The sequence below is a fragment of the Paraburkholderia sp. BCC1885 genome, from assembly GCF_900996235.1.
Classification (GTDB): domain Bacteria; phylum Pseudomonadota; class Gammaproteobacteria; order Burkholderiales; family Burkholderiaceae; genus Paraburkholderia.
Genome location: NZ_CAAJGM010000209.1, coordinates 29,755 through 53,741 on the forward strand (window position 1 = coordinate 29,755; position 23,987 = coordinate 53,741).

At 62.9% G+C, this 23,987-nt stretch carries 22 protein-coding genes; 8 read left to right on the plus strand and 14 right to left on the minus strand.

Features of this window, described 5'->3' with window-relative positions; translation table 11 throughout:
- Positions 1-47 precede the first annotated feature (47 nt).
- A complete protein-coding gene (locus tag FQ755_RS22380; RefSeq protein WP_222105770.1) occupies positions 48-719 on the plus strand; it encodes an acetyltransferase in 672 nt (223 codons plus the stop codon).
- On the opposite strand, the gene FQ755_RS22385 is transcribed toward FQ755_RS22380, so the two are convergent.
- Positions 659-1,849, minus strand: coding sequence for a DegT/DnrJ/EryC1/StrS family aminotransferase (locus FQ755_RS22385; protein ID WP_144157168.1), 1,191 nt, complete (start codon positions 1,847-1,849; stop codon positions 659-661). The two genes, FQ755_RS22380 and FQ755_RS22385, sit on opposite strands and share 61 nt — an antisense overlap.
- 166 nt (positions 1,850-2,015) lie before the next feature.
- On the opposite strand from FQ755_RS22385, the gene FQ755_RS22390 reads away from it, so the two are divergent.
- Complete coding sequence (locus tag FQ755_RS22390; protein ID WP_144157169.1) at positions 2,016-3,680, plus strand: hypothetical protein; 1,665 nt, start codon at positions 2,016-2,018, stop codon at positions 3,678-3,680.
- A 61-nt stretch (positions 3,681-3,741) separates the two neighbouring features.
- Positions 3,742-4,299: a dTDP-4-dehydrorhamnose 3,5-epimerase family protein gene (locus tag FQ755_RS22395; protein ID WP_144157170.1), complete on the plus strand. Its 558-nt coding sequence runs from the start codon at positions 3,742-3,744 to the stop codon at positions 4,297-4,299.
- Between the two features lie 22 nt (positions 4,300-4,321).
- On the opposite strand, the gene FQ755_RS22400 is transcribed toward FQ755_RS22395, so the two are convergent.
- The 9 genes from FQ755_RS22400 to FQ755_RS22440 form a co-directional block, all read right to left on the minus strand.
- A complete protein-coding gene (locus FQ755_RS22400; protein WP_144157172.1) occupies positions 4,322-5,545 on the minus strand; it encodes a class I SAM-dependent methyltransferase in 1,224 nt (407 codons plus the stop codon).
- Between the two features lie 17 nt (positions 5,546-5,562).
- Positions 5,563-6,681 (minus strand): CDP-glucose 4,6-dehydratase, encoded by a 1,119-nt coding sequence (gene rfbG / locus FQ755_RS22405; RefSeq protein WP_313957468.1) that lies wholly within the window; start codon positions 6,679-6,681, stop codon positions 5,563-5,565.
- Complete coding sequence (gene rfbF / locus FQ755_RS22410; RefSeq protein WP_144157174.1) at positions 6,666-7,442, minus strand: glucose-1-phosphate cytidylyltransferase; 777 nt, start codon at positions 7,440-7,442, stop codon at positions 6,666-6,668. The genes rfbG and rfbF overlap by 16 nt, the downstream gene beginning before the upstream one ends.
- A 74-nt stretch (positions 7,443-7,516) precedes the next feature.
- A complete protein-coding gene (locus FQ755_RS22415; protein WP_144157176.1) occupies positions 7,517-8,287 on the minus strand; it encodes a cephalosporin hydroxylase family protein in 771 nt (256 codons plus the stop codon).
- A 143-nt stretch (positions 8,288-8,430) separates the two neighbouring features.
- Positions 8,431-9,117 carry a glycosyltransferase family 2 protein gene (locus FQ755_RS22420; protein WP_144157178.1) on the minus strand — a complete coding sequence of 229 codons (687 nt, stop codon included), beginning with the start codon at positions 9,115-9,117 and terminating at the stop codon, positions 8,431-8,433.
- Between the two features lie 20 nt (positions 9,118-9,137).
- On the minus strand, positions 9,138-12,302 hold the full coding sequence (locus FQ755_RS22425) for a tetratricopeptide repeat protein (protein WP_144157180.1): 3,165 nt from the start codon (positions 12,300-12,302) through the stop codon (positions 9,138-9,140).
- Positions 12,303-12,657: 355 nt separating this feature from the next.
- On the minus strand, positions 12,658-12,978 hold the full coding sequence (locus tag FQ755_RS22430; protein ID WP_144157182.1) for a flagellar protein FliT: 321 nt from the start codon (positions 12,976-12,978) through the stop codon (positions 12,658-12,660).
- Between the two features lie 13 nt (positions 12,979-12,991).
- Positions 12,992-14,605 carry a flagellar filament capping protein FliD gene (gene fliD, locus FQ755_RS22435; RefSeq protein WP_144157184.1) on the minus strand — a complete coding sequence of 538 codons (1,614 nt, stop codon included), beginning with the start codon at positions 14,603-14,605 and terminating at the stop codon, positions 12,992-12,994.
- Positions 14,606-14,793: 188 nt separating this feature from the next.
- On the minus strand, positions 14,794-16,245 hold the full coding sequence (locus tag FQ755_RS22440) for a flagellin (protein WP_144157186.1): 1,452 nt from the start codon (positions 16,243-16,245) through the stop codon (positions 14,794-14,796).
- Between the two features lie 280 nt (positions 16,246-16,525).
- Here FQ755_RS22440 and FQ755_RS22445 point away from each other — a divergent pair, with 280 nt between their 5' ends.
- Both FQ755_RS22445 and rpsU read left to right on the plus strand, forming a co-directional pair.
- Positions 16,526-17,482 (plus strand): aldo/keto reductase, encoded by a 957-nt coding sequence (locus tag FQ755_RS22445; RefSeq protein ID WP_144157187.1) that lies wholly within the window; start codon positions 16,526-16,528, stop codon positions 17,480-17,482.
- A gap of 302 nt (positions 17,483-17,784) precedes the next feature.
- Entirely contained in the window at positions 17,785-17,997 is a 213-nt protein-coding gene (rpsU, locus tag FQ755_RS22450) for a 30S ribosomal protein S21 (protein ID WP_074262890.1), read from the plus strand.
- A 244-nt stretch (positions 17,998-18,241) separates the two neighbouring features.
- Here rpsU and FQ755_RS22455 read toward each other — a convergent pair whose 3' ends face one another.
- Both FQ755_RS22455 and FQ755_RS22460 read right to left on the minus strand, forming a co-directional pair.
- On the minus strand, positions 18,242-18,667 hold the full coding sequence (locus tag FQ755_RS22455) for a hypothetical protein (RefSeq protein ID WP_144157248.1): 426 nt from the start codon (positions 18,665-18,667) through the stop codon (positions 18,242-18,244).
- A gap of 299 nt (positions 18,668-18,966) precedes the next feature.
- Positions 18,967-19,563 carry a DNA-3-methyladenine glycosylase I gene (locus FQ755_RS22460; protein WP_144157189.1) on the minus strand — a complete coding sequence of 199 codons (597 nt, stop codon included), beginning with the start codon at positions 19,561-19,563 and terminating at the stop codon, positions 18,967-18,969.
- A 158-nt stretch (positions 19,564-19,721) separates the two neighbouring features.
- Here FQ755_RS22460 and FQ755_RS22465 point away from each other — a divergent pair, with 158 nt between their 5' ends.
- Complete coding sequence (locus FQ755_RS22465; protein ID WP_144157191.1) at positions 19,722-20,615, plus strand: BadF/BadG/BcrA/BcrD ATPase family protein; 894 nt, start codon at positions 19,722-19,724, stop codon at positions 20,613-20,615.
- A gap of 178 nt (positions 20,616-20,793) precedes the next feature.
- A complete protein-coding gene (locus FQ755_RS22470) occupies positions 20,794-21,615 on the plus strand; it encodes a Cof-type HAD-IIB family hydrolase (protein ID WP_144157193.1) in 822 nt (273 codons plus the stop codon).
- A gap of 87 nt (positions 21,616-21,702) precedes the next feature.
- On the opposite strand, the gene FQ755_RS22475 is transcribed toward FQ755_RS22470, so the two are convergent.
- Both FQ755_RS22475 and aqpZ read right to left on the minus strand, forming a co-directional pair.
- Positions 21,703-22,446: a histidine phosphatase family protein gene (locus FQ755_RS22475; RefSeq protein WP_144157195.1), complete on the minus strand. Its 744-nt coding sequence runs from the start codon at positions 22,444-22,446 to the stop codon at positions 21,703-21,705.
- Positions 22,447-22,582: 136 nt separating this feature from the next.
- On the minus strand, positions 22,583-23,326 hold the full coding sequence (gene aqpZ / locus FQ755_RS22480) for an aquaporin Z (protein ID WP_144157197.1): 744 nt from the start codon (positions 23,324-23,326) through the stop codon (positions 22,583-22,585).
- 305 nt (positions 23,327-23,631) lie between these two features.
- Between aqpZ and FQ755_RS22485 the strand changes: the two genes are divergently transcribed.
- On the plus strand, positions 23,632-23,934 hold the full coding sequence (locus FQ755_RS22485) for an H-NS family nucleoid-associated regulatory protein (RefSeq protein WP_144157199.1): 303 nt from the start codon (positions 23,632-23,634) through the stop codon (positions 23,932-23,934).
- Positions 23,935-23,987 lie beyond the last annotated feature (53 nt).

Sequence of the window (23,987 nt, forward strand, 5' to 3'; positions counted from 1 at the left end):
CCGCATAATCTGCGTTCGTGTCACGAAAACGGTAAGGGAGGCCGGAAATGTCCAGGCCAGGCATGATTTTTTGGGGAGGAACCGGGCAAGCCAAGGTGCTGCGGGAATTGATCCGCGATGACTTCGAGCTGCAAGCCGTGTTCGACAACAGTCCGACGGTGCCGGCGCCGTTTGCCGATATCCCATTGTTTCGCGGCTGGGATGGCTTTCTCGAATGGCGCGCTGCGCGGCCCCCTACGCCCTGCTATTTCCTCGTGGCCATCGGCGGTGACCGAGGCAAGGTTCGGGTGGAAATTCACCGGCAGCTCGCAACGGCCGGACTGCTGGCGGCGGTAGCCGTGCACCGCACGGCATTCGTTGCCGACAACGCGACGATCGGACCCGGCAGTCAGATTCTTGCGAATGCTGCCGTGTGTGTGGAAGCCGAGCTCGGCATGGCATGCATCGTCAACACCGGCGCCAGCGTCGATCATGAATGCCGGCTCGGCGACGGCGTCCATGTGGCGCCCGGCGCTCATCTCGCAGGCGAGGTCCAGGTCGGTGATTTCAGCACGATCGGTGTGGGCGCGACGGTGTTGCCGCGGATCAGAATTGGACGCCATTGCGTGGTGGGCGCCGGCGCTGTGGTGACCCGGGACCTGCCTGATGCGACGGTGGCCTACGGTAATCCGGCACGCGTCGTCCGCAATACGGACGAGCCCCCCGTTACGCGCGGCTGAAGCCCGTCATTCACGCTGCGGCAGCAGACCTGCCGTATAACCGCGGCGACGCGCTCCACCTCTGCGTGCCCCATGTCGTGATAGCTGGGCAGATTCACCGCGCGGCGGTAAATGCCGTGTGCAACCGGTGTATCCACGGGGCCTTGCAACCCCTCCAGATCGAGCATGCTGAGCGGCCAGAAAAACACCCGGCCGTCGATTTCATGCTGTTTGAAGGCGGCCAGCAATGCGTCGCGATCGAAGTTCACGTGTTCATGGAACACTGCGGTGGGCATCCAGTAGCCGTTGACGGTCTCCGGATGCTCGACGTTCAGGCTCAGATGCGACGAGAGCGGCGCAAGCGCCTTGGCATACATCTGGAAGATCGCGCGCTTTTGCGCAATCAGCTCGTCGATGCGCTCGAGTTGGGCGCATCCGATCGCCGCCTGCAGGTTCGACATCTTGTACTTGAAGCCGATGGACGCCGGCCAGAACTGGCGCGTCTCGCCTCGCGCGCGACCATGGTTGCTGAGCGTCAATACCCGTTCGTAGAGCGCGCGGTCGCTCGTGACGAACATGCCGCCTTCGCCGGTCGTCAGCGTTTTGGTGCCATGGAACGAGAAGACGCCGAACGTGCCCAGCGCGCCGGCGCGCTTGCCGCGGTATGAGGAGCCGATAGCTTCTGCCGAGTCTTCGATCACCGGAATGCCGTGCCGCTTGCCGATGTCGAGCAGGGCGTCCATTGCGCAGACGCTGCCATACAGGTGGGTGGCAACAATAGCCTTGGTGCGAGGCGTGATCGCGGCCTCGACTTTCACTGGATCGAGGCACCAGGTATCGGCCAGGATGTCGACCAGCACCGGCGTGGCGCCGACATGGACAATCGGTGCGGCGGTCGCGATCCAGTTGATGTCGGCCAGAATCACCTCGTCGCCCGAGCCGATGCCGAGTGCGGCGAGACCCATATGCATCGCACCCGTGCAACTCGAGGTCGAAATGGCATACGGCACGTCGAGGAACGCCGCGAAGCCCTTCTCGAAGCGGTCGATGTACTCGTAGCATCGTTCGCCCCAGCCGTTGGCTGCGGCGTCCGTCGCATAGCGGACTTCCAGTTCGCCGATCGAAGGTTTGGTGTAGTAAATACGGGACACGCGGCTTCTCCAGTGTGGTGTGTATTTTTAACACCCGCGAAGCTCGCCTCATGGGCCAAACTGGGCCCTAATCTGGCGTCAATTTACCGGCTTGCTGCAAGAACATCTCAGCCATACTCGGGCACGACCCAGATCCCGAAACACTTTGCCGAACCGGCGGGCAGCGATGAGCGCGAATATTTTCCAGATTTCCCGAGAAGGGCCAGCCGGCCGGCCGAGCGATGATGGCTTTGTCGCGCTGGACAATGTCCCAAGCCTGAAGCCGGGGTGGGGCGACTACGGCGCAATCCGCGAGTTTTTCCTGAGCCGCTCGCTCAACGCAGACGAACTGTACGGCTTTCTGTCGTCCGATTTCCACGAGCGGACCGGCCTCCGCGCAGGGCAAGTGCGCGCGTTCATCGGCGACAATCCGGGTCACGAGGTCTACACGTTTTCGCCGTCCATCGAGGACAGCGCGTGCTTTCTGAACGTCTTCGAGCAGGCCAACCGGCACTATCCGGGGTTTATCGAGGCCGCTGAACTGTTTCTGCGGACCATTGGACTCGATGCGAACCTGCGCACGCTGCCGATGGACTTCCGCTCGACTGTCTACGGCAATTACATGGTTGCGAAGCCGTCGTTCTGGGAAACATGGTTTGCGCTGACTGAAAAGCTGTTCGATCTGTTCGAAGGCGAGAGCCCGGCGTTTCGCCAGCAACTCGCGGCGAGCGTGGCATGCAATCCACTGGTTGGCTTGCGGGTGCTGCTGGTCGAACGGATCGCCTCGCTGATCCTTGCGCTGTGTCCGGAGATCACGGTTTGCGCGTTCTCTACCAGTTCGACGCCCTTGCCGCAGACTGCAGGTGCCGCCGACGAACCGCCGCTGGCTTTACTGGACGATCTCAAGACCCGTTACGCGCAGACCGATGACAGCGAGGCGCTGCACAATTTCTACACCTTGCGTGGCGCGGTACTGCAGACGCGCGAAGACCGGAGTGCGGCGCGCGCGAAAGAGGGCTTTCTGTCGACGCAACTCCCGGCTTCGCGCGACATGCTGTATGTCTGCTTCACGCACGTGCCGCTGCCGTTCGATTTCCCGTCGTTCGTCTCGCCGTTCTACATGGGCGATGCACAGGGTCCCGGCAAGGCCAATCTGCGCGACATCGCACCCGAGTGGTTACCGTATCACCCGCAACTGGGTGCGGTCGCCGGCAGCTTCGCGCTCAAGAATTACATCGTCCAGAATCACTTGCAGGTCAAACAGATCGGCATTTGCCAGTACCGCAAATTCGTGGCGACGCGCCGGCTGAGCGCGACGGCTGCGGCGAACTATCCCGTCATGGACATGGTGGGCCGGCAGGCACTCGAGAGCACCGATCTGGCCCAGGTCATGGCGCCCGCCGGCCGCGATTTCCTGTTCGGGCAGCTATGCCGCCTGCAAGGCGGATACTTCAACCAGTATCGGGATGTACATGTGGCGGAAGACTTCCTCCTCTTTACTGCGGTGACGATCGAACTTGGCGTGTTGGGGCGTCACGAGGTGATGCCGTTTTTCAGTGAAGAGATTTTCGTGCCCGGCGGCATCGAGTTGGGCGTATTTCCGGCCGATTTCTGGGTGAACGCCATTTCCCAGGTCGAGGCTGTCGTGCGAACCTGCTTCGAGCGGCATCCCATCAAGCGCGAAGGATACCAGGCACGTGTCTGGGCCTTCTGTGCGGAACGCCTCGGCAGCTACCTGCTGCTGCGCCATCTGGTCAGCAAATATGCCGGAGTCAACTGGCAGCAGCAGTTCATCGGTCAACTGAACCTCTACACCGAAGACCCGCAGGCAGCCTATGTCGGCGGCAGGTGATCTGCCGGACGGCCTGGCCCGGTTGAGGCTTTGCGACATTGTCTGAATCCCGCTCGACACCATGACCCAGAATCTCTTGTACGCGTTGCCGATCGCAGGTGCCTTCGTGGCCGAAAGCACGCCACGAGGTGACGCCCGCGGCAGCTTCATGCGGCTCTTCTGTGCCGAGGATTTCGCGCAGGCACACGGCGAGCGGAAGATCGTACAGATCAACTGGTCACATACGGCGTTGCCCGGCACCGTGCGAGGGCTGCATTTTCAGCGCGGCGCGGCTGCCGATGCCAAGTGGGTGCGTTGCCTGGAAGGCGGCGTGTGGGATGTGATCGTGGATTTGCGGCCCACGTCGACCACGTTCATGCAGTGGCAGGCGGTGGAGCTGACGGCGCATAACGGCAAGGCGGTGTTCATTCCGGAAGGCTGCGCGCACGGCTTCCAGTGCATCGAACCGGACAGCCGCCTGCTGTATCTGCACACTGCGTTTTACAACCCGGCGGCCGAGCGTGGCGTTGCCTTCGACGATCCGCAACTGGCGATCGCGTGGCCGCGCGAGGTGTCGCTTCTATCGGAGCGGGATCGCGCATTGCCGACGGTGCAGGCATGGCTCAGTGAGGACGCATAGTACGGCGCCTCACTGCCGGCGCTCACAGATACCTGACGTTCGGCATCGCCACGGCGAAACGCACATCCGGACCGAGTACGGGACGTTGCTGCGCCACCACTTCCTCTGAAATATTCCACGGCAGGATCAGCACGACGTCGGGTCGTGCCGCGGCCAGTTGAGCCGGCGAAATGATAGGAATATGGCTGCCCGGCATGAACTTGCCCTGCTTCGACGGGGCCGCGTCGCACACATACGGCAGTAGATCCGGCTTGACGCCCGCGTAGTTGAGCAGCGTGTTGCCCTTCGCTGCCGCACCATACGCGCCGACCTTTACACCCTTGTCCTTGCAGTCCAGCAGGAAGCGCAGCAAACCGTTTTTCGCGTTATCGGCGCGTTGCTGGAAGTCGCGGTAGGTTTCGAGCGATGTGATGCCGTGCGTCTGTTCGAGTGTGCGGATGCGTTCGACTGAAGCGTCGTCCGTGCGGAGATCTGCCGCGTGGCAGCCGTACACACGCAGACTGCCGCCATGGGTCTTCAACTCTTCGACACGCCACACGCGCAACCCGGCCGCTCCGAAGATATGTTCGACCGCCTGCAGCGAAAAATAGGAGAAGTGCTCGTGATAGACCGTATCGAACTGTACTTCTTCGAGCAGCCTGACCAGATGCGGAAACTCCAGGGTGATGGTGCCGCCGGGTTTGAGTGCGGTCTTCAGGCCGGCCGTGAAGTCGTTCACGTCCGGCACATGCGCGAACACGTTATTGCCGACGATCAGGTCGGCTTGCGAGCCGGTGTCGGCGAGCGAACGCGCCAGCGCTTCACCGAAGAACTCCTGCCGCACGGGGATGCCGAGCGCTTCGGCGCACGCCGCAGTGCTGGCGGTCGGCTCGATGCCAAGACAGGGGACGCCTGCCGCCACGAAGTTGCGCAGCAGATAGCCGTCGTTGGACGCCACCTCGATCACAAAAGATTCGCGGCCGAGCGATAGCTCGTCGATGATCGACGACGCATAGTGCCGCGCGTGCGCGAGCCAGCTTTCCGAGGTGGACGAGAAGTACGCGTAGTCCGCGTCGAACAGTGTCTCGCGCGCCGCGTAGTCTTCGGTCTGCACCAGCCAGCAGGCGTCGCAGACGAACAGTTTGAGCGGGTAGTACTGTTCCGGCTGTACGAGAGCGCCTTGCGTCAGATACGCATTCGAAGGCGGTGCGAAGCCGAGGTCCAGAAGCGGGACCGTCAGCGGATGATTGCAGTGTCGGCAGTTCAAAACTTCATTCCTCGCATCTATTCGGCGATAGCGGTTCTGCCGAGTCGGGCTTCATAGCGGCCGATCTGTTCGAGCGTGGTCTCACGCACGTTCCGGCCGGCCCGGCGCGCCTGATGCCATTCGGCGATCCAGCGCAACGCTTCTTCCAACTCCAGCACCGAATCCCATTCGAGTTCGCGACGCGCCTTGGCGGCATCGAGTAACAGCAAGCCGGCTTCGTGCGGCGCGTCGGCTTCGACCCGCACCACGAACGAAGCATGTGCGCCGAGCGCCGACGTCAGCGCCTCGGCGATGGCATCGACCGGACGCATATCCTCGGCTCGAGGTCCAAAATTCCAGGCTCCCGAATAGCGTTGTGGCTGCGCGAAGAGACGTTCGGCCAGCGACAGATATCCGGCGAGCGGTTCCAGCACGTGCTGCCATGGGCGCACCGCATGCGGTCGGCGCACGATCGCGGGCACGCCCCGATCGAACGCGCGCAGCAGATCAGGCACCAGACGGTCGACGGCCCAGTCGCCGCCGCCGATGACGTTGCCGGCCCGCGCGCTGGCGAGTCCCGTGCGCATGCCGCCGGAGCCGGACGCGAAGAACGACTGGCGGTAAGCCTGCGTCACAAGTTCCGAGCAGGCCTTGCTGCTGCTATAAGGATCGCGGCCGCCAAGCTCATCGCTTTCGCGATAGGCGCGTTCGGTTTCGAGATTCTCGTAACACTTGTCGGTGGTCACGTTGATAACGGCGCGCACGCTCTCGATCCGGCGCGCGGCATCGAGTACGTGGACCGTACCCATCACATTGGTCGCGTAAGTCTCGACGGGCTCGGCATACGAATGCCGTACCAGCGACTGCGCGGCAAGGTGAAACACGACTTCGGGCTGGGCGCGCTGCATGGCGGCGAGGACGCTGCCCGCGTCCCGAACATCGCCGAGCCGATGTTCGAGACCGCGAGCGACTTCCGCTTCCTCGAACAGCGACGGCTGGGTCGGCGCGGCGAGCGCATAGCCGGTCACCTCGGCGCCGAGGCGCTGCAACCAGAGCGCCAGCCAGCTCCCCTTGAACCCTGTATGGCCGGTGAGAAACACCCGGCGGCCCGACCAGAAACCCGTGTCCGTCATCGCCGGGATCACCAGGTCTTCCACGGCGCGTTACCGCTGGCCCAGATCGCGTCCAGTTGCTGCTTGTCGCGCAGCGTGTCCATCGGTTGCCAGAAGCCGTCGTGACGGAAGGTCTGCAGTTCACCGGAGACCGCGAGCTTTTCCATCGGCGCGGCCTCCCAGGGCGTCGCGTCGTCGGCGATGAAATCGAGCACGCGCGGCGATACGACGAAGTAACCACCGTTGATCCACGAATTGCCGTCCTGTGGCTTTTCCGTGAAGCCGACCACCGCGTTTTCGTTCTCCGCGAACTGTAGGACACCATAACGTCCGGGCGGCTGCACGCCGGTGACGGTTGCGAGGCGTCCGTGGCTCTTGTGAAACCGCACCAGTTCCGTGATGTTGACGTTGCCGACGCCGTCGCCATAGGTGAAGCAGAAGGCTTCTTCGTCGCGCAGCAGATGGCCGGCGCGCTTCAGACGGCCGCCTGTCATCGAAAACTCGCCGGTATCGATCAGCGTGACACGCCAGGGTTCGGCGTAGCGTTGATGGACCTCCATCGAATTGTTCGCGAGGTCGAAGGTGACATCGGAAGAATGCAGGAAGTAGTTGGCGAAGTATTCCTTGATGACGTAACCCTTATATCCGCAGCAGATCACGAAGTCCGTCATCCCATGGGATGCGTAGATCTTCATGATGTGCCACAAGATCGGCCGGTCGCCGACGGTCACCATCGGCTTGGGCCGCGACTGGGTCTCTTCGGACAACCGCGAGCCGAGCCCGCCTGCAAGAATGACGACTTTCATTTCGATTTTGCTTCGTGCAGTTGAAACCGCGGTGAACGAGGCCCGGGAGGGCCGGCGTTATCAGGCGGATATGCTTAACGAACGCGCTTCAGGTAGCCTTGCGGCGCCACCGAGATCAGCAGCTTGTGATCCATCTGGACGTCGATCTCGAACTCAGGGTGTGTCTTGACGAACTCGCGTACCGCGGTCTTCGGGCTATTGCCGATGTCCCACGGACGGTCCGGGAAGCTGCCCGCCGGCATATCGTCGATCACGGTATCGAATGCCACGCAGTAGCTGCCGGGTGTGGTGAGCGGCGCATATGCTTCGAGTTCCGCGAGCACATGATCGTGGGTGTGATTCGAGTCGAGGCATACCAGCACGGTCTGCTTGCCCTCGGCGTGGCGGCGGACCTGTTCGACGATTGCCGGATCGATTGACGAGCCCTGGATCATGTCGATGCGGTTAGCCATGGGGTGTGCTTCGATCGCCGCACGGTTGTGCGCGCGAATGTCGATATCCACGCCCACCACGCGGCGCTTGGGCTTGGCGGGATCGAGCAGTTGCCGGTTTTCCAGCGCGTCGCAGTAGTCGAGCAGCGCGAGCATCGAAGCGCTCAGGATCAGCGAGCCGCCATGTGCGATGCCTGTTTCGATAATCAGGTCGGGGCGCACACTCCAGATCAACTCCTGCATCGCGACCATATCCTGAGGATATTGAATGATCGGGCGGCCGAGCCACGCAAAGTTGTAGGAATAGCGGTGCTCCGCGCTCGTGCACAGGAACGACAGCCCCGCCTCGAGCAGACCCGGTTCGCGTCCGTTTGCTGCAATGCGCTCGCGCACTTCCTGTTGAAAGTCACTCATGATGGATATGGACTGGGTTGAACTTGAAGGTGGAATCGGTCGGTGCAGCGGACCTTCGAAAGATTGATATCAGGTAGTGTAAGAGTCCGCCGCGCCGACATTCGGGGGAACAGAGACCAAAATCCGTCCCAATTCGCGGCTGATCATTCGCCGTATTTGCGCAGATACCGCTCGTAGCCGTCGCGCCAACCCTGTGAGCCAAACGCACCGCCGCTTTCGTGGACCACCGACAGCGGCCAGGTACCCATGCTAAGACCCTTTAGTTCTGCCTGGCGACAGAAATCCATGTCGTAGAAGTGGAATGCGAACTGTTCGTCGAAGCGCAGGCCGCTTTCGAGCAGTCTGGCGCTGTCGGCAATCAGCATCAGGCCGTCCAGCAGCTTGCAGGCCTGTCCGGCCGGCCCGAAGTGCGAAACGATCTCGCAGGGAAAGCCCTTGCCGTGACCGACCGTGCCGCTCAGATACTGCCGCTCGTCCCATTTGCAATCCGGAGTAACGAATGCCCACGACGGTTGCCGCGGCACGCGCCGCGTGTTGCCGGCGAGACCCACCACGTCGAACCGCGCGAGGGCCTCGGTGATCCGCTCGGTCCAGAAGAAGTCCTGCAGCCAGACGTCGTCGTGGACGAAGACGAGCGTCGCCGGGTTCTGTTCGGCGTACTGGATCGCCTCGTTATAAATGGTCGAAAGGCCGCGCGCGTTGTTGTCGAACAGATGCAGCTGCGCGTGCGGAAAGTGGTTGTACAGCTTCAGCGACCGGCCGAGCGCGGTCTCGTTGGAGAACTGCTCGGGGGTGCGCCGCGTGCCGCAGACGAATCGAATGGGTTTCATGGATGAGCGGAAAGCGGTCGTTAGCTGCGCACGAGGCGCAGATCGACGGGAGCGGCAGCGGCCCTGACGGGTGCCTGCGGCGCGTGCGATGTCTGCGGCGTGTGCGTTGCGGCGGCCACGTCGACCGTCTCGCTGGCGTCCGACACTTCGAACGACTCGGCCGGCAAGCCCGCGCACCAGCGCTGCCACATGACGCGCAGCGCGCGCGTCACGCTGCGTGCCACCACCTCCGGCTGGAACACCGGCGACTGTCCGCAGCGCTCGCGCATACCGGCGCGCAGTTCGGCGAGCGCCGGAAGATCCGCGGCCAGCGCGACACCCTTGCGCACGAAATCGTCCTTGTTCTCGGCGACAAAAGACTGCAAGCCGACGTGCGACATCGCCGTCAGGCCGCTGCGGCCGGGGACCGTTTGACCGGGCAGCGTCAGCGTCGGTACGCCCATCCACAGCGAATGCAGGGCCGTGGTGAGACCGGAGAACGGGAAGCTGTCGAGACAGAAATCGATGCGGTGATGCTGTTGCAGATAGACCGGCACGCTCGAGCGCGCCATGAAGTCGAGCCGCTCGCGGGCGATGCCCTCTTCGGCGAACCAGTCGGCCAGCTTGCCGACCGTGCCGTCGCGCGGCATCGCGCCCAGCGCCATGCGTGAATTCGGCACTTCGTGCATCAGACGCGCCCACAGCGCGATCACGTCGCGGCGCAGCTTGTCCATCCGGTTGAAGCTGCCGAAGGTGATGTAGCCATTGTGCAGCGCGGGCAAGCCATTGACCGGCGGGCACAGCGCGTCGGCGACGAACGGCGCGACCGCCGGCAGGTAGGCGATTTTCTCGCTGAAGAGGTTGCGGAACTGCTCGGACGGTACCCACAGCTTGTCGGCAATGAAGTAGTCCACGGCGTCGAGACCAGTGGTGCCCGGATAGCCGATCCACGTGGCCTGCACCGGCGCCGGTTTGCGGGCGAGCGTGCTGAGCCGGTTGTGGGCGGTGTGTCCCGCCAGATCGATAAGGATGTCGATGCCGTCGGCGCGCACCATCTCGGCGGCCTGGTCGTCGGACATGCCCACCACATTGCGCCAGTGACCGAACAGTCCGCGCAGCTGCTCGGTCATCGTGTCGTTCATGTAGGTGTTGGAATACGCATACACCTCGAGATTTGGGTCGCGCACCAGTTGCGCCAGAACGGGTTCGAAAAAGCTGGCCACCGCGTGACGGCAGAAGTCGCCGGATATGAAACCGATCTTCAGCTTGCGCTGCGGCTCGCGGCTGTTGGTGTGCTGCGGCCAGCGCGGCTTGAGCGGCGCTTCGAAACGCTCGGCAAAGCGGCGCGACTCGGCCAACACGTCGGCGGGCGAGCTTTCCTCGCTGTGCGTCATGCAGAACACGAGGTTGTTGTAGGCCATCTCGAACTTCGGATCCAGCGTGAGGGCGTGGCGGAACATTTCGATGCCGTCGAGCAGGCGGCCTTGCTGCATCAGCGTCACGCCCAGCGTGCAGGGCACGTAGGACGAGTTGGGATCGAGCTCCATGGCGCGGCGGGTCACCTGCTCGGCCTCGTCCAGACGGCCGGTCGATTGCAGGATGATGCCGAGAATCCGGTGGCCTTCCGCGTGGTTCGGCTTCACTTCGATCAGAAGGCGGCAGGCGGTTTCGGCTTCGGCGTGGCGTCCCTTCGATTCCAGCACGCTCGCCGAGATCTGCAGGATTTCGGGATCGTTCGGCCAGATGCGGTAGGCACTCGGCAGATATTCGAGCGTTTCGTCGTAGCGGGCGAGCCGGTGCAGCGCGACCACCAGCACCTTCCAGCCGAAGCCTTCTTCCGGATAGCGCTGGATCATCTGACGCGCGCCGGCAATCGCTTCTTCGACGCGGCCGGTGTTGAAGAGGGCGCCGAGCGCGTTGATCTGCGCCTGGTCCAGCTTGGGGACAGCGGCCGGTTTCGCGGCCTTTTCAGACTTGCCCGCCTTGCCGGATTTGCCCGCCTTGCCGCCCTTTGCGGCTTTGCCAGCCTTTGCGGCTTTGCCAGCCTTTGCGGGTTGCGCGGCGTTTGCCTGCTGAGCCGGCTCTTGTGCCGGCGCCGCTGCCTGCGCCTGTGCGGATTCCGGCGGCGTCGCCGCAGCGGCCGCGGATGCCACGGAGATCGTCGGTATTGCAGGCGCGGCTGCTGCGGCGGCCAGTTGCTCGCGCGGGACCGCGGTGGTCGGCTGGGTCGAGATCACGGTCATGATGCCGATCAGCTTATCGACCTGCGGGCCGGCGAGGCCGCGCTTTTGCGCCATTTCCAGCGCGATCCACGCCGCCTTCATCTGGTTGGACTGCAACAGGCCGTCGATGTAGTTGGCCCAGTATTGCAGATCGTTCGGCGCGCCGCCGATCGCACGTTCGAGGTACGGAAGCCCCGCCGCGGGCTGCAGCAGACGGATGGCGATCACGCCGAGTTTGTGGTTAGCGCTGGGATGCTCCGGGTAGACGTCGAGCACCGCCTGATAGTGCTTGCTGGCCTGCTGATACTCGCCGCGCGCGTCCAGTTCGAGCGCTTCGCGCATGGCGCGGGCGGCGCCCAGATGACGTCCGAGTTCGCCGTCCTGCGGATTCCACGCAATGGCGCGTTCGAGCGGCTCCAGCGCGCCGCCCAGATCGCCGCGACGCAGACAGGCATGGGCGATGGTCTTCCATGCGAAGCCGTTTTGCGGGAAGGTCACGAGCATCTGACGGGCGAGCGCCTCGGCGCTGTCGTGCATCTCCTTGGCGGTCAGCAAATCGAGCGTGAGGGCGAATTCCTTGGCGAGATTGCTCAGTTCGTCGGAGCCGGGCGCGGCTTGCGCCTCAGCCTTGGCCGCTGCGGCCGGCGCCGCACTGCCTGCCACCAGCGGCGCGAGCCTGAAGCCCTTCTGGTCCGCTTCTGCGTGCACGCGCAGCGCTTCCTCCTGCTGTCCGTTCATGGCCAGAGCCTCGGCGTAGACCGCCCAGTACTGCGCCCGCTCCGGCGCCGCGGCGAGCGCCGTCTTCAGGAACGGCAGGCCGGTTGCGGGCTGCTGCCGCTGCAAGGCCAGAATCCCGAGGTTGTGATTGGCGTCGGGATGATCCGGGTCGGCCAGCAGGATGTGGCGATAGAGCTGTTCGGCTTCCGGAAAACGCTGCGCCTGGTGATGGCTGACAGCCTGTTGCAGGTCGGCGTCGGTAGTCATGAATTCCCTTGTGTGCTTGGACGAAGAGGCGCGCGGTCAGGCCGTGCGGATCGGCGGACCGCGGACGCATTGCGCTTCAAATAGTCTAGCGAGTTGCGTTTGGGGCGATTCGGGGAGTAAAGGGCGGATTCCCTTGCTGTTCGTCCGTCAAAGGGGCCGGCCGAGCCGTGGCGGCGGGGACGGCAAAGGGCTCAAAGGGGCCGGAAGGCGGGCGCGGCAGGCGGGCGGCAAGCCGGCGCGGACGAAAAAATGCCCGCACGAGGCGGGCACGAGTCGAACGAGCACGCCTGAACTTCGGCGCGTTGTTGTTATACAGGGCGGTCAGCCACGGCCTGCCGGGGCAGGCCGGGTTGGCCTAAAAGAAGGCGACGCGGTGGTACTGGCTGACGGATTGGGTGCGGTCCATTGCCGCGCGGTATTCCGTTGCCAGTTCCATTTGCGATTGCCGGGCGTCGGCGAGGGTCGTGTGATCGACCGTCTGGATCCGACGGATCAGCTCAAGCGCGGCGGGTTCCTGCTCCGCCGTAATCGACATCAGGAGCGGCGAGCGCTCCTCTGCGATGGCTGCGGCGCGACGCCAGTCGGCGAGGCTGGCGGCGTGCTCGATAGCCTTGGTCAGCTCGTACACCTGGGTGACGAGCTGGGTCTGCTGGGTTGCGCCGTGTTCTTGAGTCATGTCCGTCTTCCCGTCAGGACGTCGAGCCGCCGCTGGCCAGCGCACCTGCGCTATTGGCGCCGCCAAACAGTTGCGTCAGATATTGCGAATTGCTGTTGGTGGTGGCCATCAGCGTATTCAGCGCGGTGAACTCGTCGTTGTACTGCGAGGTCAACTGCGCCGTATAAGCCGTCAGCGCATTCGCCTGGGTCTGCACATTCGTCAGATCCGCCGTCAACTGGTTGTTGCGGATGTCGATGATGCCGCCGCTCTGCGTGAACGCGTTGATCGCCGTGTTCATCTGCTGGCCGAGGCCGTTGGTCGAATTGAACAACGCGCCCACTGCCTGCGGATTGCTCTGCACGGCAGTCGTCAGCGTGGTCGTGTCGACCGACATCGTGCCGTCCGCATTCAGCGTGATGCCGAGCGAGGAAAGCGTGGCGGTGGTGCCGCCGCTGGTGACGCTGCTGCTTGCCAGGTCGCCGAGCGTGCTCTGGATCTGGTTGAGCATCGAGTCGCCCAGCAACGGGCCGCCTTGCGAGCCGGCTGTCCCGCTCGAATTGAACGACGCCAGGCTGCTCATCGTGCTCACGACGGCGTTGTAGTCCGATACGAAGGTCTCGACGTCGGTGACCTGGGCCGAGGTGTCGGTGGCGATCGTCAGCGTTTGCGTCGACGAGGTGGCGCCGGATCCGGAACCCGAGCCCGAACCGGAGCCGGAAGTGCCGAGCGCCGCGGAGGTCAGGTTCAAGGTCACGCCAGGCAGAACGGTGGTGACCGTATTGGTGCCGCTGTCCGCGGGCGTGCCGTTCACCGTGAACTGGGCATCCTGGGCCGCCGTGCTCTGGGTCCACGGACTCGCGCTATTTGCCGACGTAAAACTCGAGGGGCTGCCCGCCGGGCTGCCTGCCGTCGAGGTGACGCCGAGGCTCGAAAGCCCGTTGTCGGCCGTGACGTTGGTGACGTTCACGCTGATGGTATTGGCCGCGCCCGTGCTGGTCGAGCTGAGTACCAGATGCTGCCCGTCCGAGCCGCTGACCACGGTAGCGGAGACGCCGGGGTTGCTGGACGAGCTGTTGATGGCCGAAGCGATATCGCTCAGCGAATTGTTTGTCGAGTTGACGGACAACTGCATCGATTTGCCGCCGACCGAGATGGTCAGGTTGCCGGTGCCGAGACCCGCTGCCTGGGTCGTGCTGAAGGCGCTCGAGGAGAGGCTCTGCGCCTGCGCGATCTGGGTTACGTTGATCTGATACGTGCCGGCCACCGCGCCGGTGCCGGCGGAGGCGGTAATACCCGAGCCGCTCAGGGTCGCGCTGAAGGAGGACTGCAGCTGGCCGTTAAAAAGCGGCGCGAGTCCAACCTGCAGGGATGACAGAGCGGCCGACAGCTGGCCGATCGCGGTGAGCTGGGTGTGGTCGTTTTCTGCTTCATTGGTCAATGCCGCGGTTTGACCGGCGGTCTTCGCGTTGACGAGTGCGGTCACGATGGACTGCACGTCGAGCGACGAGTTGCCTGTCGAGCCGGCAATCAGCGACTGTCCCGCCTCCTGCAACGCGGATTGTGCTGCGGCTTCGGCGGCTGCTGCTGCGGCGGCCGACGAGGCGACGGAACCTCCACCGGACGTTGCACTGGAAATCGTTGACATGAAAAAGCTCCATACGTGGTCGCGACCACGCGACGGGTGTCTTCTGAAGGGATGGTCTTGCAATGCACTACGGGAGGACGAGCCTCCCGGTCATTCTTTAACGCGCGGATGAGCTGTTCGCGCTGCTTAAGGGCTCATCCGCGCCTACTGCTTACGGCCCTGCTGACTGCTCAGGGCCGAACTCTACCTTATTGCAGCAGCTTCAGAACTTGCTGCGGTTGCGAGTTAGCTTGAGCCAGCACCGAGATACCAGCTTGTTGCAGCACTTGCGCCTTGCTCAGGTTAGCGGTTTCTTGTGCAAAGTCCGCGTCGGTGATCTGCGATTGTGCGCTCGACAGGTCGGTCGACTCATCTTGCTGCGACGTCGCGATACCCGTCAGACGGTTTTGCGCTGCGCCCAGGGTTGCCTGAATGTTGCTGATCGTGTTCAGTGCGTTGGTGATCGTTTCGATCGCCAGGTTCGCGCCGTTCGTCGTGCTGACGTTGATGTTCGCCACCGACGTCGGAACGTTGTCGGTGTTGACCGTTGCCAGAACCGAACCAGCCGGCTGCGTTGCCGTCGTCGAGCCGATCGTCGTTTGTGCGCCGTTGAATGCGGTCACGCCCGTCGAGTTGCTCGTGAACAGGTTCGATGCCGCTGCCGTCGACAACTGGTTGCCGTTCTGGTCGACGTACTCGAGGCCGCCGCTGCCGTTCGATTCAACCGTGATCGACGTGATCGTGTTCGGCGTACCAGCTGCTGCTGCCGAACCGTTCGTCGAGTTCAGGTCGAGACCCGAATACGTGCCGAGCACCGTGCCGGCTGCTGCTGCCGAACCGCCACCCGTCGTGAACGCTGCGTTGATCGAAGCCGTTTCGTTGGCTTGCGACAGGCCGTTGGTTCCGCTGGTCGACAGCGAGATCGTCGAGATGCCGCTTGCCGAGCCCGTCACCGTGAACAGGTTGTTGACAGCCGTCGACGACAGAGCCTGGTTGTTCTGGTCGGTGAACACGAAGCCGCCCGTGCCGTTCGACTCGATGTTGATCTGGGTGATCGCGCCCGTGCCGCCAGCCGAGTTGGCCGTGCCGGTCGAGGTCAGGTCCAGACCCGTGATCGTGCCGATCGTCGCGCCTGCTGCAACCGGGCCGCTGCCCAGGTTTGCTGCCGACACGCCTTGGCTCAGGTTGATGTTGATCGTTTGACCGACGTTCGCGCCAACTTGCACCGTGACGTTGCCAGCCGAGCCGTCCAGCAGGTTGATACCGTTGTAGCTGGTTTGCGAAGCAAGGCGGTTAACTTCGGCCACTTGCTGCGCAACTTCTTGCTGCAGTGCTGCCTGGTTGCTTGCGGACAGCGTACCGCCAGCGGCTTCGTCAGCCAGCGAACGGATGGTTTGCAGCGATTGCGTGATTTGCGACAGACCCGTGCTGGCCGTCTGGACCATCGACACGCCGTCGTTTGCGTTCGACACGCCCTGGTTCAGGCCGTTGATGGCCGTTTGCAGCGTCGTCGAAATTGCCAGGCCAGCTGCGTCGTCTGCTGCGCTGTTGATGCGCTTGCCCGAAGACAGGCGGGTAATAGCTTGCGACAGTGCGCTACCCGAGGCGTTCAGGTTTTCCTGCGCGGTCAGCGACGAGATATTACTGTTAATGCTGAGCATGAAAATCTCCCAAGAGGCTGTTGCCCTAAAGTTACTGCCACGTTGACATGGGCGGAGCACTCGTTCTTTGCTGGCCGCCTCTGAGCAGGATGTCGGCGCAGGAAAAAAAAACTTGAGGGACTTTGTTCAATTCGGACCCAATTGTTTTACGAGGAATTACCGCGCCGACTGGCGGGAGGGCACGCCGGGACGCCGGTTGGCGGAGCGCCGGGGCTCGACGCAGAGCGCTGAAAGTCGGCGTATTCTTTTTCTCTCCGGAGTCGTCAACCTTGGAGAAATCATGCAAAAGAAAGGGATCGGTAAATCGGAATTGCAGGTCGCGCCGCTCATGTTCGGCGGCAATGTGTTCGGCTGGTCGGCCGACGAAGCGACCTCGTTCGCCATACTCGACGCGTTTGTCGACGCCGGCCTGAACTTCATCGATACCGCCGATGTGTATTCCGCCTGGGTGCCGGGCAACCAGGGCGGCGAGTCGGAAACCATCCTCGGCAAATGGTTTCGCCGCAGCGGCAAGCGCGAGCAGATCGTGCTGGCGACCAAGGTGGCCAAGCATCCGCAACGCAAGGGCTTGTCCGCCGCCAACATCCAGGCGGCCGTCGAGGATTCGCTGCGCCGCCTGCAAACCGATTACATCGACGTCTATTTTTCCCACGAAGATGCGAGCGATACGCCGCTCGCCGAGACGCTGGGTGCGTATCAGCGGCTGATCGAGGCAGGCAAGGTGAGGGTGATCGGTGCGTCGAACTACAGCGGCGCGCGGATTCGCGAGGCGCTGGCGGTGTCGCGCCAGCACGGCTTGCCGGAGTACCAGATCATCCAGCCCGAATATAATCTCTACGACCGCGAGGCTTATGAGACCGACCTCGAACCGGTTGTGCTGGACGAGCACCTGAGTTCGGTCGTGTACTACAGCCTTGCAAGCGGCTTTCTATCGGGCAAATATCGTTCGTCAGCCGATCTGGGCAAGAGCAGCGTGCGCGGCAGCCGGGTGGAAAAGTACCTGAACGAGCGCGGCACGCGCATCCTGAACGCGCTCGACACCGTGGCCGACCAGCACGGCAGCACCCCCGCCACCGTGGCGCTGGCCTGGCTGATCGCCCGGCCCAGCGTGACCGCGCCGATCGCCAGCGCGACCTCGGTGCAGCAGCTGGAAAGCCTCGCCGCCGCCGTCCACCTGATGCTGACCGGCTCGGACATGCGTCTGCTGGATGACGCAAGTGCCTGGCGGAATGGCTAAAATGGTGGTAGGCATGTTATTTTCCTGATATCATCGGGAGTGAATTGAGATCTTTGCCTGTTTCGTCCGCTTTCGGGCGGGCGGGGCGGCAACAGACGCGGCGCTTACGATGTGCGTCTGCCCGCGTTAAGCGGTGAACTCCCCACCTCTCTTTTCCGGCCTCCGTGGCCGCTTGCCTCTCGCTTCGTGCATGGTTTCGTTTTCCTGTTATTGGCCATGAAATCGAAGCGACCGGAGGACCGGCGCGTGAGCGGTATGCCGCCACGCAACTACCCGTACATAGCGATTTAGTTAGGAATTACATGACGACGATTCTTCTGAAGGAAAACGAGCCGTTCGAAGTGGCGATCCGCCGCTTTCGTCGCGCTATCGAAAAGAACGGCCTGATCGCGGAACTGCGTGAACGCCAATCGTACGAAAAGCCGACAACGGCCCGTAAGCGCAAGAAGGCAGCTGCTGTGAAGCGCCTGCACAAGCGCCTGCGCAGCCAACAGCTGCCGAAAAAGCTGCACTAAGCACGCTTTTCAGGCACGGCCGAACGGCGGTGTGAGCTTCGTAAGAAGCCACACCGCCGTTTTGTTTTGGCGTGATGGTTTTTAGCGCGGCCTTTTTGTGCGGCGCTTTGCGGATGCGAGTTTTCGATAAAGCGTGTTCACAGGGTACGGCCGCGCGCTTTCCGGGTGATTTGTGCCCCGAAATTTGCGTCTGCGAAATTGCTCTTTGACTACGGCCACCAGTCAGGGTGTGCCGCAGCGGATATCAGGCGGCGTTTTTCACCAAAGCCGCGGATACGCCGAACTGACGGGAAATCGACATGAGCCGCTCCTGCCATTCCCACGGGCCGAAGACGTCATGCACGTTCTGCAGGCAACTGAGCAGATCGACGGTAGCCGGATCGTAAATATTGATGCGTGCGCGAAGCAACGCCTTTTTCAGCGCGGCGACGCCGACGTCCATGTAGGCCGGCACGTCCGCCGGCGGCTTGCCGACAAAGCGGACCGGAATGCCTTCCATAGCCGTCATGTAGTCGCGCGGCTTGATGAAGCTGCCGACTGGGCAGCCGCCGCAGTAACCGCGATAAGCGCCGCCGCCGCGGGGAAGAAGGGCGGTGCGCCCTTGCCCGTTGAGGTGGCCGACCGCCTGGTCGAATATCTCCTGATGGGTCAGGAAGTTTAGCGTTTTCATGGTGGTTCTCCCCTGCGCTTTGACGCAGCGGTCATTCGTTCGTTGTTCGATTACCTTTGTCTTTAGCGAGCGATGCGTCGCAACCCCGTGCGGCGACATCCACTCCTCCAATCGTTATAACGACCGAAAACGGTAAAAACGTAGTGATATCGCACACGAGGGAGCAATTTTGACACAAACGGGCGTGCGCCGCAGCCGGGCTCGGCCCGCCAGGCCCCATGGCATAAGGACTTCAGGCGAGCCGATGAGGCGTCTCGGGATTTTCCCCGAGAGGCTGCGTTTTAAACGATGGCAGGCCTTCATTGGACGTTTTTGTTGCGTCCCTTTTTGCCTAACGCCGCGCAGCGCGCGTGGCAGTCGCAATCGGTCTGATGATCGTTGACCATGCCGACCGCCTGCATGAACGCGTAGCAGATGGTCGAGCCGACAAACTTGCAGCCGTAGCGTTTGAGGGCCTTGCTGAGTGCGTCGGAAACCTCGGTCGATGCCGGCGCGTGCTGATATGACGCCCATGCATTCTGAATCGGTGTCTGCTCGACGAAGGACCAGACGAAATTTGCCAGCGAGCCGTGTTCCGCCTGAATCTGCTGCACCGCGCGCGCATTGGTGATTGCCGCTTCAATTTTGCCGCGATGACGCACAATGGATTCGTCGAGCACCAGTTTGTCGACGTGCTTCGGCGTGAAGCGGGCCACCTTGTCGATCTCGAAATCGGCGAAGCCACGGCGGTAACCGGCGCGCTTGTTCAGAATCGTCGACCAGGACAGGCCGGCCTGGGCGCCCTCGAGCACGAGCATTTCGAAGAGATGCTGATCGTCGCGCGACGGCACGCCCCATTCCGTGTCGTGGTAGTGTGCGAGCGCTTCGCTCGATGCCCAGTTGCATCGCTGTATCACGTTCCGGCTCCTGTTTGGTCATGTGTTGAAACCCGGTCTGTCCGGGCTCTGCCAGCATAGCGGAACGCCCGTTCGCTGCAACTCGGCCGAATGGCCAGGTTGCCGGATCCGAACGGACCTGCCACGCTATGCGGCAATTCTTCTCAGATATCCATTCGATGAATACAGACCTCTTTCTGATCGGCGTCGACGGCGGCGGCAGCGGCACGCGCGTGGTGCTCGGCGACGCGCACGGCCGCGAACTGGCCCAGGCCGCGAGTGGGCCGTCTGGCCTTGGTCTCGGTGTCGAACGTGCCTGGCAGTCCATCCAGGCGGGTTGCGCCGAAGCCTTCAGCCGCGCCGGCGTTGCGCCGCAATGGGAGCGTTGTGTGCTCGGCTGCGGCCTCGCTGGGGTCAACAATCGCGACTGGCTGGCGGCCTTCCGGGCGCAGGCTCCGAAGCTGGCCGGGCTCGCCGTGGAGAGCGACGCCTATACGACGCTGCTCGGCGCGCACGGCAGCGCGCATGGGGTGATCGTGGCGCTCGGCACCGGCAGCGTGGCCGCGGCGGCAGACGACGAGGGCGAATGCCGTATCGCCAGCGGTTTCGGCTTTCCGTCGGGTGACGAGGCCAGCGGCGCATGGCTCGGCCTGCGCGCGATCGTCCATGCGCAGCAGGCGATCGATGGTCGCGTGGCGCTCGACGAATTCGCGCAGGCCTTGCTCGAACGGGTCGGTGCGCGGGACCGCGATAGTCTGATCGTCTGGCTGTGCGCCACCAACCAGACTGGATACGCGAGCCTCGCGCCGGTCGTGCTGGCCCATGCCGCTCATCCGTTTGCCGCGCAATTGTTGGCGGAGGCGGGCACGGAGATAGGCAAGATGATTGCCGCGCTGGATCCGTCTGGTGAGTTGCCGGTCGCGCTATGCGGTGGACTCGGCGTGCCGCTGCGCGATTACGTGCCGCAGCGTTGTCAGTCGCGCTTGACGACGCCGCGGTCCGATTCCGCGCACGGTGCATTGCAATTGGCGCAGCAGACAGCGGCCAGGATCGGAGCGAATGCGGCGGGGTGATCCGACGCACGCGCCATGACCGGCAGGCGTGGGCGTCGGATCAATGGATCAATGGGCGAATGGGCGAATGGGCGAATGGGCGAATGGGCGCAATCTCGCGCAAGCGCCTGCCTGAGCAGGCGAAAGGCTCGCAAGGAACGCTAAAATAGCCCCTTTGACGCGCCCGGCTGCCCACACCATGTACAAAGTCATCGCCACGGATCTCGACGGCACCCTGCTCAACGGCGATCACCAGCTCGATCCGTTCACCGTCGCCACGGTGCGCCGGCTGGAAGCGCAGGGGTTGCACTTCATCATCGCGACCGGCCGGCACTACCGCGATGCGGCGGGCATTCGCGACCTGCTGGGCATCCGTCCATATCTGATTACGTCGAATGGCGCGCGCGTGCACGCGCCGGACGGGAGCATGATCTACGCGGACGATCTGCCGCCTTCGGCCGTTCATCGGCTCGTGCGACCGGAAATTGCCGGCGCGCACGGACGGGTGATCGTCAACCTGTTCGCCGATCAGGAATGGCTCATCGATCGCGACGCGCCGGAGTTGCTACGCCTGCACCAGGATTCGGGCTTCACCTACGCCGTGACCGATTTGACGCGGCACGACGGTAATGGCATCGCCAAGGCGCTGTATATCGGTGAACCCGCCGATCTCGCGCCGGTAGCGGCGAACCTGCAGCGTGAGTTCGGTGACGCGTTGTACGTCACGTATTCGCTGCCGGATTGCCTGGAGGTGATGACCTCGAACGTGTCGAAGGGGCGTGCGCTGACGTTCGTGCTCGAGCGTCTGGGTGTGGATGCCGCGCGCTGTGTCGCATTCGGCGACAACATGAATGACATCGACCTGCTTGAAACCGCTGGCCATCCGTTCATGATGAACAACGCCAATCCGGACCTCATCACGCGACTGCCGAATGTGCCGCGCATTGGCAACAACTTCGAAGCGGGCGTCGCGCGTCATTTGCGCAAGCTGTTCGCGATGGACGACGAACTGGCGTCGTAACAGGCTTACTCAGAGCTTTAACTGAGAGCCTTAATTGAGAGGCCTAACTGAGAGGCCTAACTGAGAGGCCTAACTGAGAGGCCCAACTCAAGGCGCCTTGGGTGAAACGCCCGGCGCCGCGCCCGAAGCGCCATCCGCCGGCAATGCCGCACACGGACAATCCGTGGACCGATTATTCAGCCCCTCCGCGCTATGCTGGAAAGTCGCGACCGGCTTCCCGCTTTGCCAGTCGAGCTTGACGATATAGATGCTGTCGAAATCGTCGCTGTGCCATTTCGGCACATCGCCGGCGCTGCCGCCGTGGGTGCTCACGATCTGCCGCACCAGTTTTTCGATCAGCTTATGTTCCCAGGCCACCACGACCAGCTTGTTGCGATAGGCCGGATCGACTAAGGCTGTTTCGAGTTTGTCGATCTGCGCAAAGCCATAAGGCGTTTGCACAGGCATCTGGAACTGGATAGCGGTGGGCTCGATGGTTGCCAGTGGGCGTATGTAGTAATAAGGATGGCCACTGTCGTTCTTCTGCTGCCCCGGATCGGGCGCGAAGATCGCGTCAGGTTTGCCGAACTTGGCGGCAATGACGGCGGGGAGCGCCAGCGAGCGGTTGAGGCCCTGGCAATTGAGTTGACCGTAGCCCTGTGCCGGTTTTTCGCCATGGCGGACGAAGACCAGCGTTTCCACGGAATGGCTCGCGGCGGCTCTCGTGCTGCTTGTGGCGGCGCCGGTCGACGGGTCGCCCGCCGCGTGAGCTGCTGCGGGCAACAGCGCGCCGCTGCACGAAACGGTGAGCCAAAGTGCGACAGCAGGCAGGAATCGGCGGGAACGGTTCATCGGGAGCCTCTTTGCGAGCCGTGTGAAAGTCGGACGATTCTAGCAGCGGCTTCGGCGCGTGCCGCGGATAGCTCGCACCTAAAGCAAAGCGGGCGCCGCAGCGCCCGCTTTAAAAACTCACGTCATGGCTGGGACGTCAATCGGCCAGCGCGGCATTTGTTTTGGCATTTGCGCGGCTTTCCGCGACCAGCGGATAGACGATACCGGCGATGACCGCGCCGAGAATCGGCGCTACCCAGAACAGCCAGAGCTGATCGACTGCGGCGCCGCCGACGAACAATGCCGGGCCGGTCGAGCGTGCCGGATTCACCGAGGTGTTGGTGACCGGAATCGAAATCAGGTGGATCAGCGTCAGGCACAGGCCAATGGCGATCGGCGCGAAACCGGCCGGCGCGCGCTTGTCGGTCGAGCCCAGAATCACGAACAGGAAGAAGGCGGTCATCACCACTTCGCAGATGAACGCGGACATCATCGAGAATTGGCCCGGCGAACGGTCGCCATAGCCATTGCTGGCGAAGCCGCTTGCCACCAGGTCGAAGCCCGGCTTGCCGCTGGCGATGAGAGACAGCACGAACGCGCCGAGCACGGCGCCAATCACCTGGGCGACGATGTACGGTACGAGGTCGCGCGCCGGGAAGCGGCCCGCCACGGTCAGCCCGACGCTGACCGCTGGATTCAGATGGCAGCCCGAGACGTGGCCGATGGCATACGCCATGGTCAGCACCGTAAGGCCAAATGCGAAGGAAACGCCCACGAAACCAATTCCCAGCCCGTGTACCGGACCGGCGAAATTAGCGGCGAGGACGGCGCTGCCGCAGCCCCCGAGGACGAGCCAGAAGGTGCCGAAAAGCTCGGCAGCGAGGCGCTTTGACAACTGCATGATATGGAGTCCTAAAAAAGTTTGACTTGCTGCACGCGGCACGGCGGTAACAAGGTATTCATGTGCACACGTCTGAGCGCGAGATTTTAGGCAAATATTCCTGAATCAGGTGTCAAGAATTGTCAATGTTGCGGGATTGGGGGCGAGATTATTTCGCGATAAAGCACGGCACTCATTTAACAATTCATCCACCATTAATAAATTATCAGATGATATGGCGAATTATGGGTATTAGTGGCCATTGCGAAATTCGCTAATTACAGATAGTCTCCGAGACAATGCGTTCTACAAAAAGGGAGAACCGAATGTCGCAATATGCTGAACTAAAGGCGCAGATCGCCCGATTGCAGGCTCAGGCGGACGAAGCGCGGCGTACCGAACTGGGCAATGTAATCGAGGAGATCCGCGGCAAGATTGCCGAATACGGCTTGACCGCCCAGGACCTGGGCTTTGCCGTGGCGGCCCGGCGCGGGCGGCCGCCCAAGAAGACGCCGCTGCCACCGCGCTATCAGGATCCGAAGTCGGGAAATACCTGGAGCGGGCGCGGCAAGCCGCCCAAGTGGATTGCCGGCAAGAACCGCGAGCGGTTTCTGATCGAGCAGGTTTAGTCTCTACAACTCAATGTTTGTCGTGAAAGCTTCCTGAAGGTTGATCGCATTCG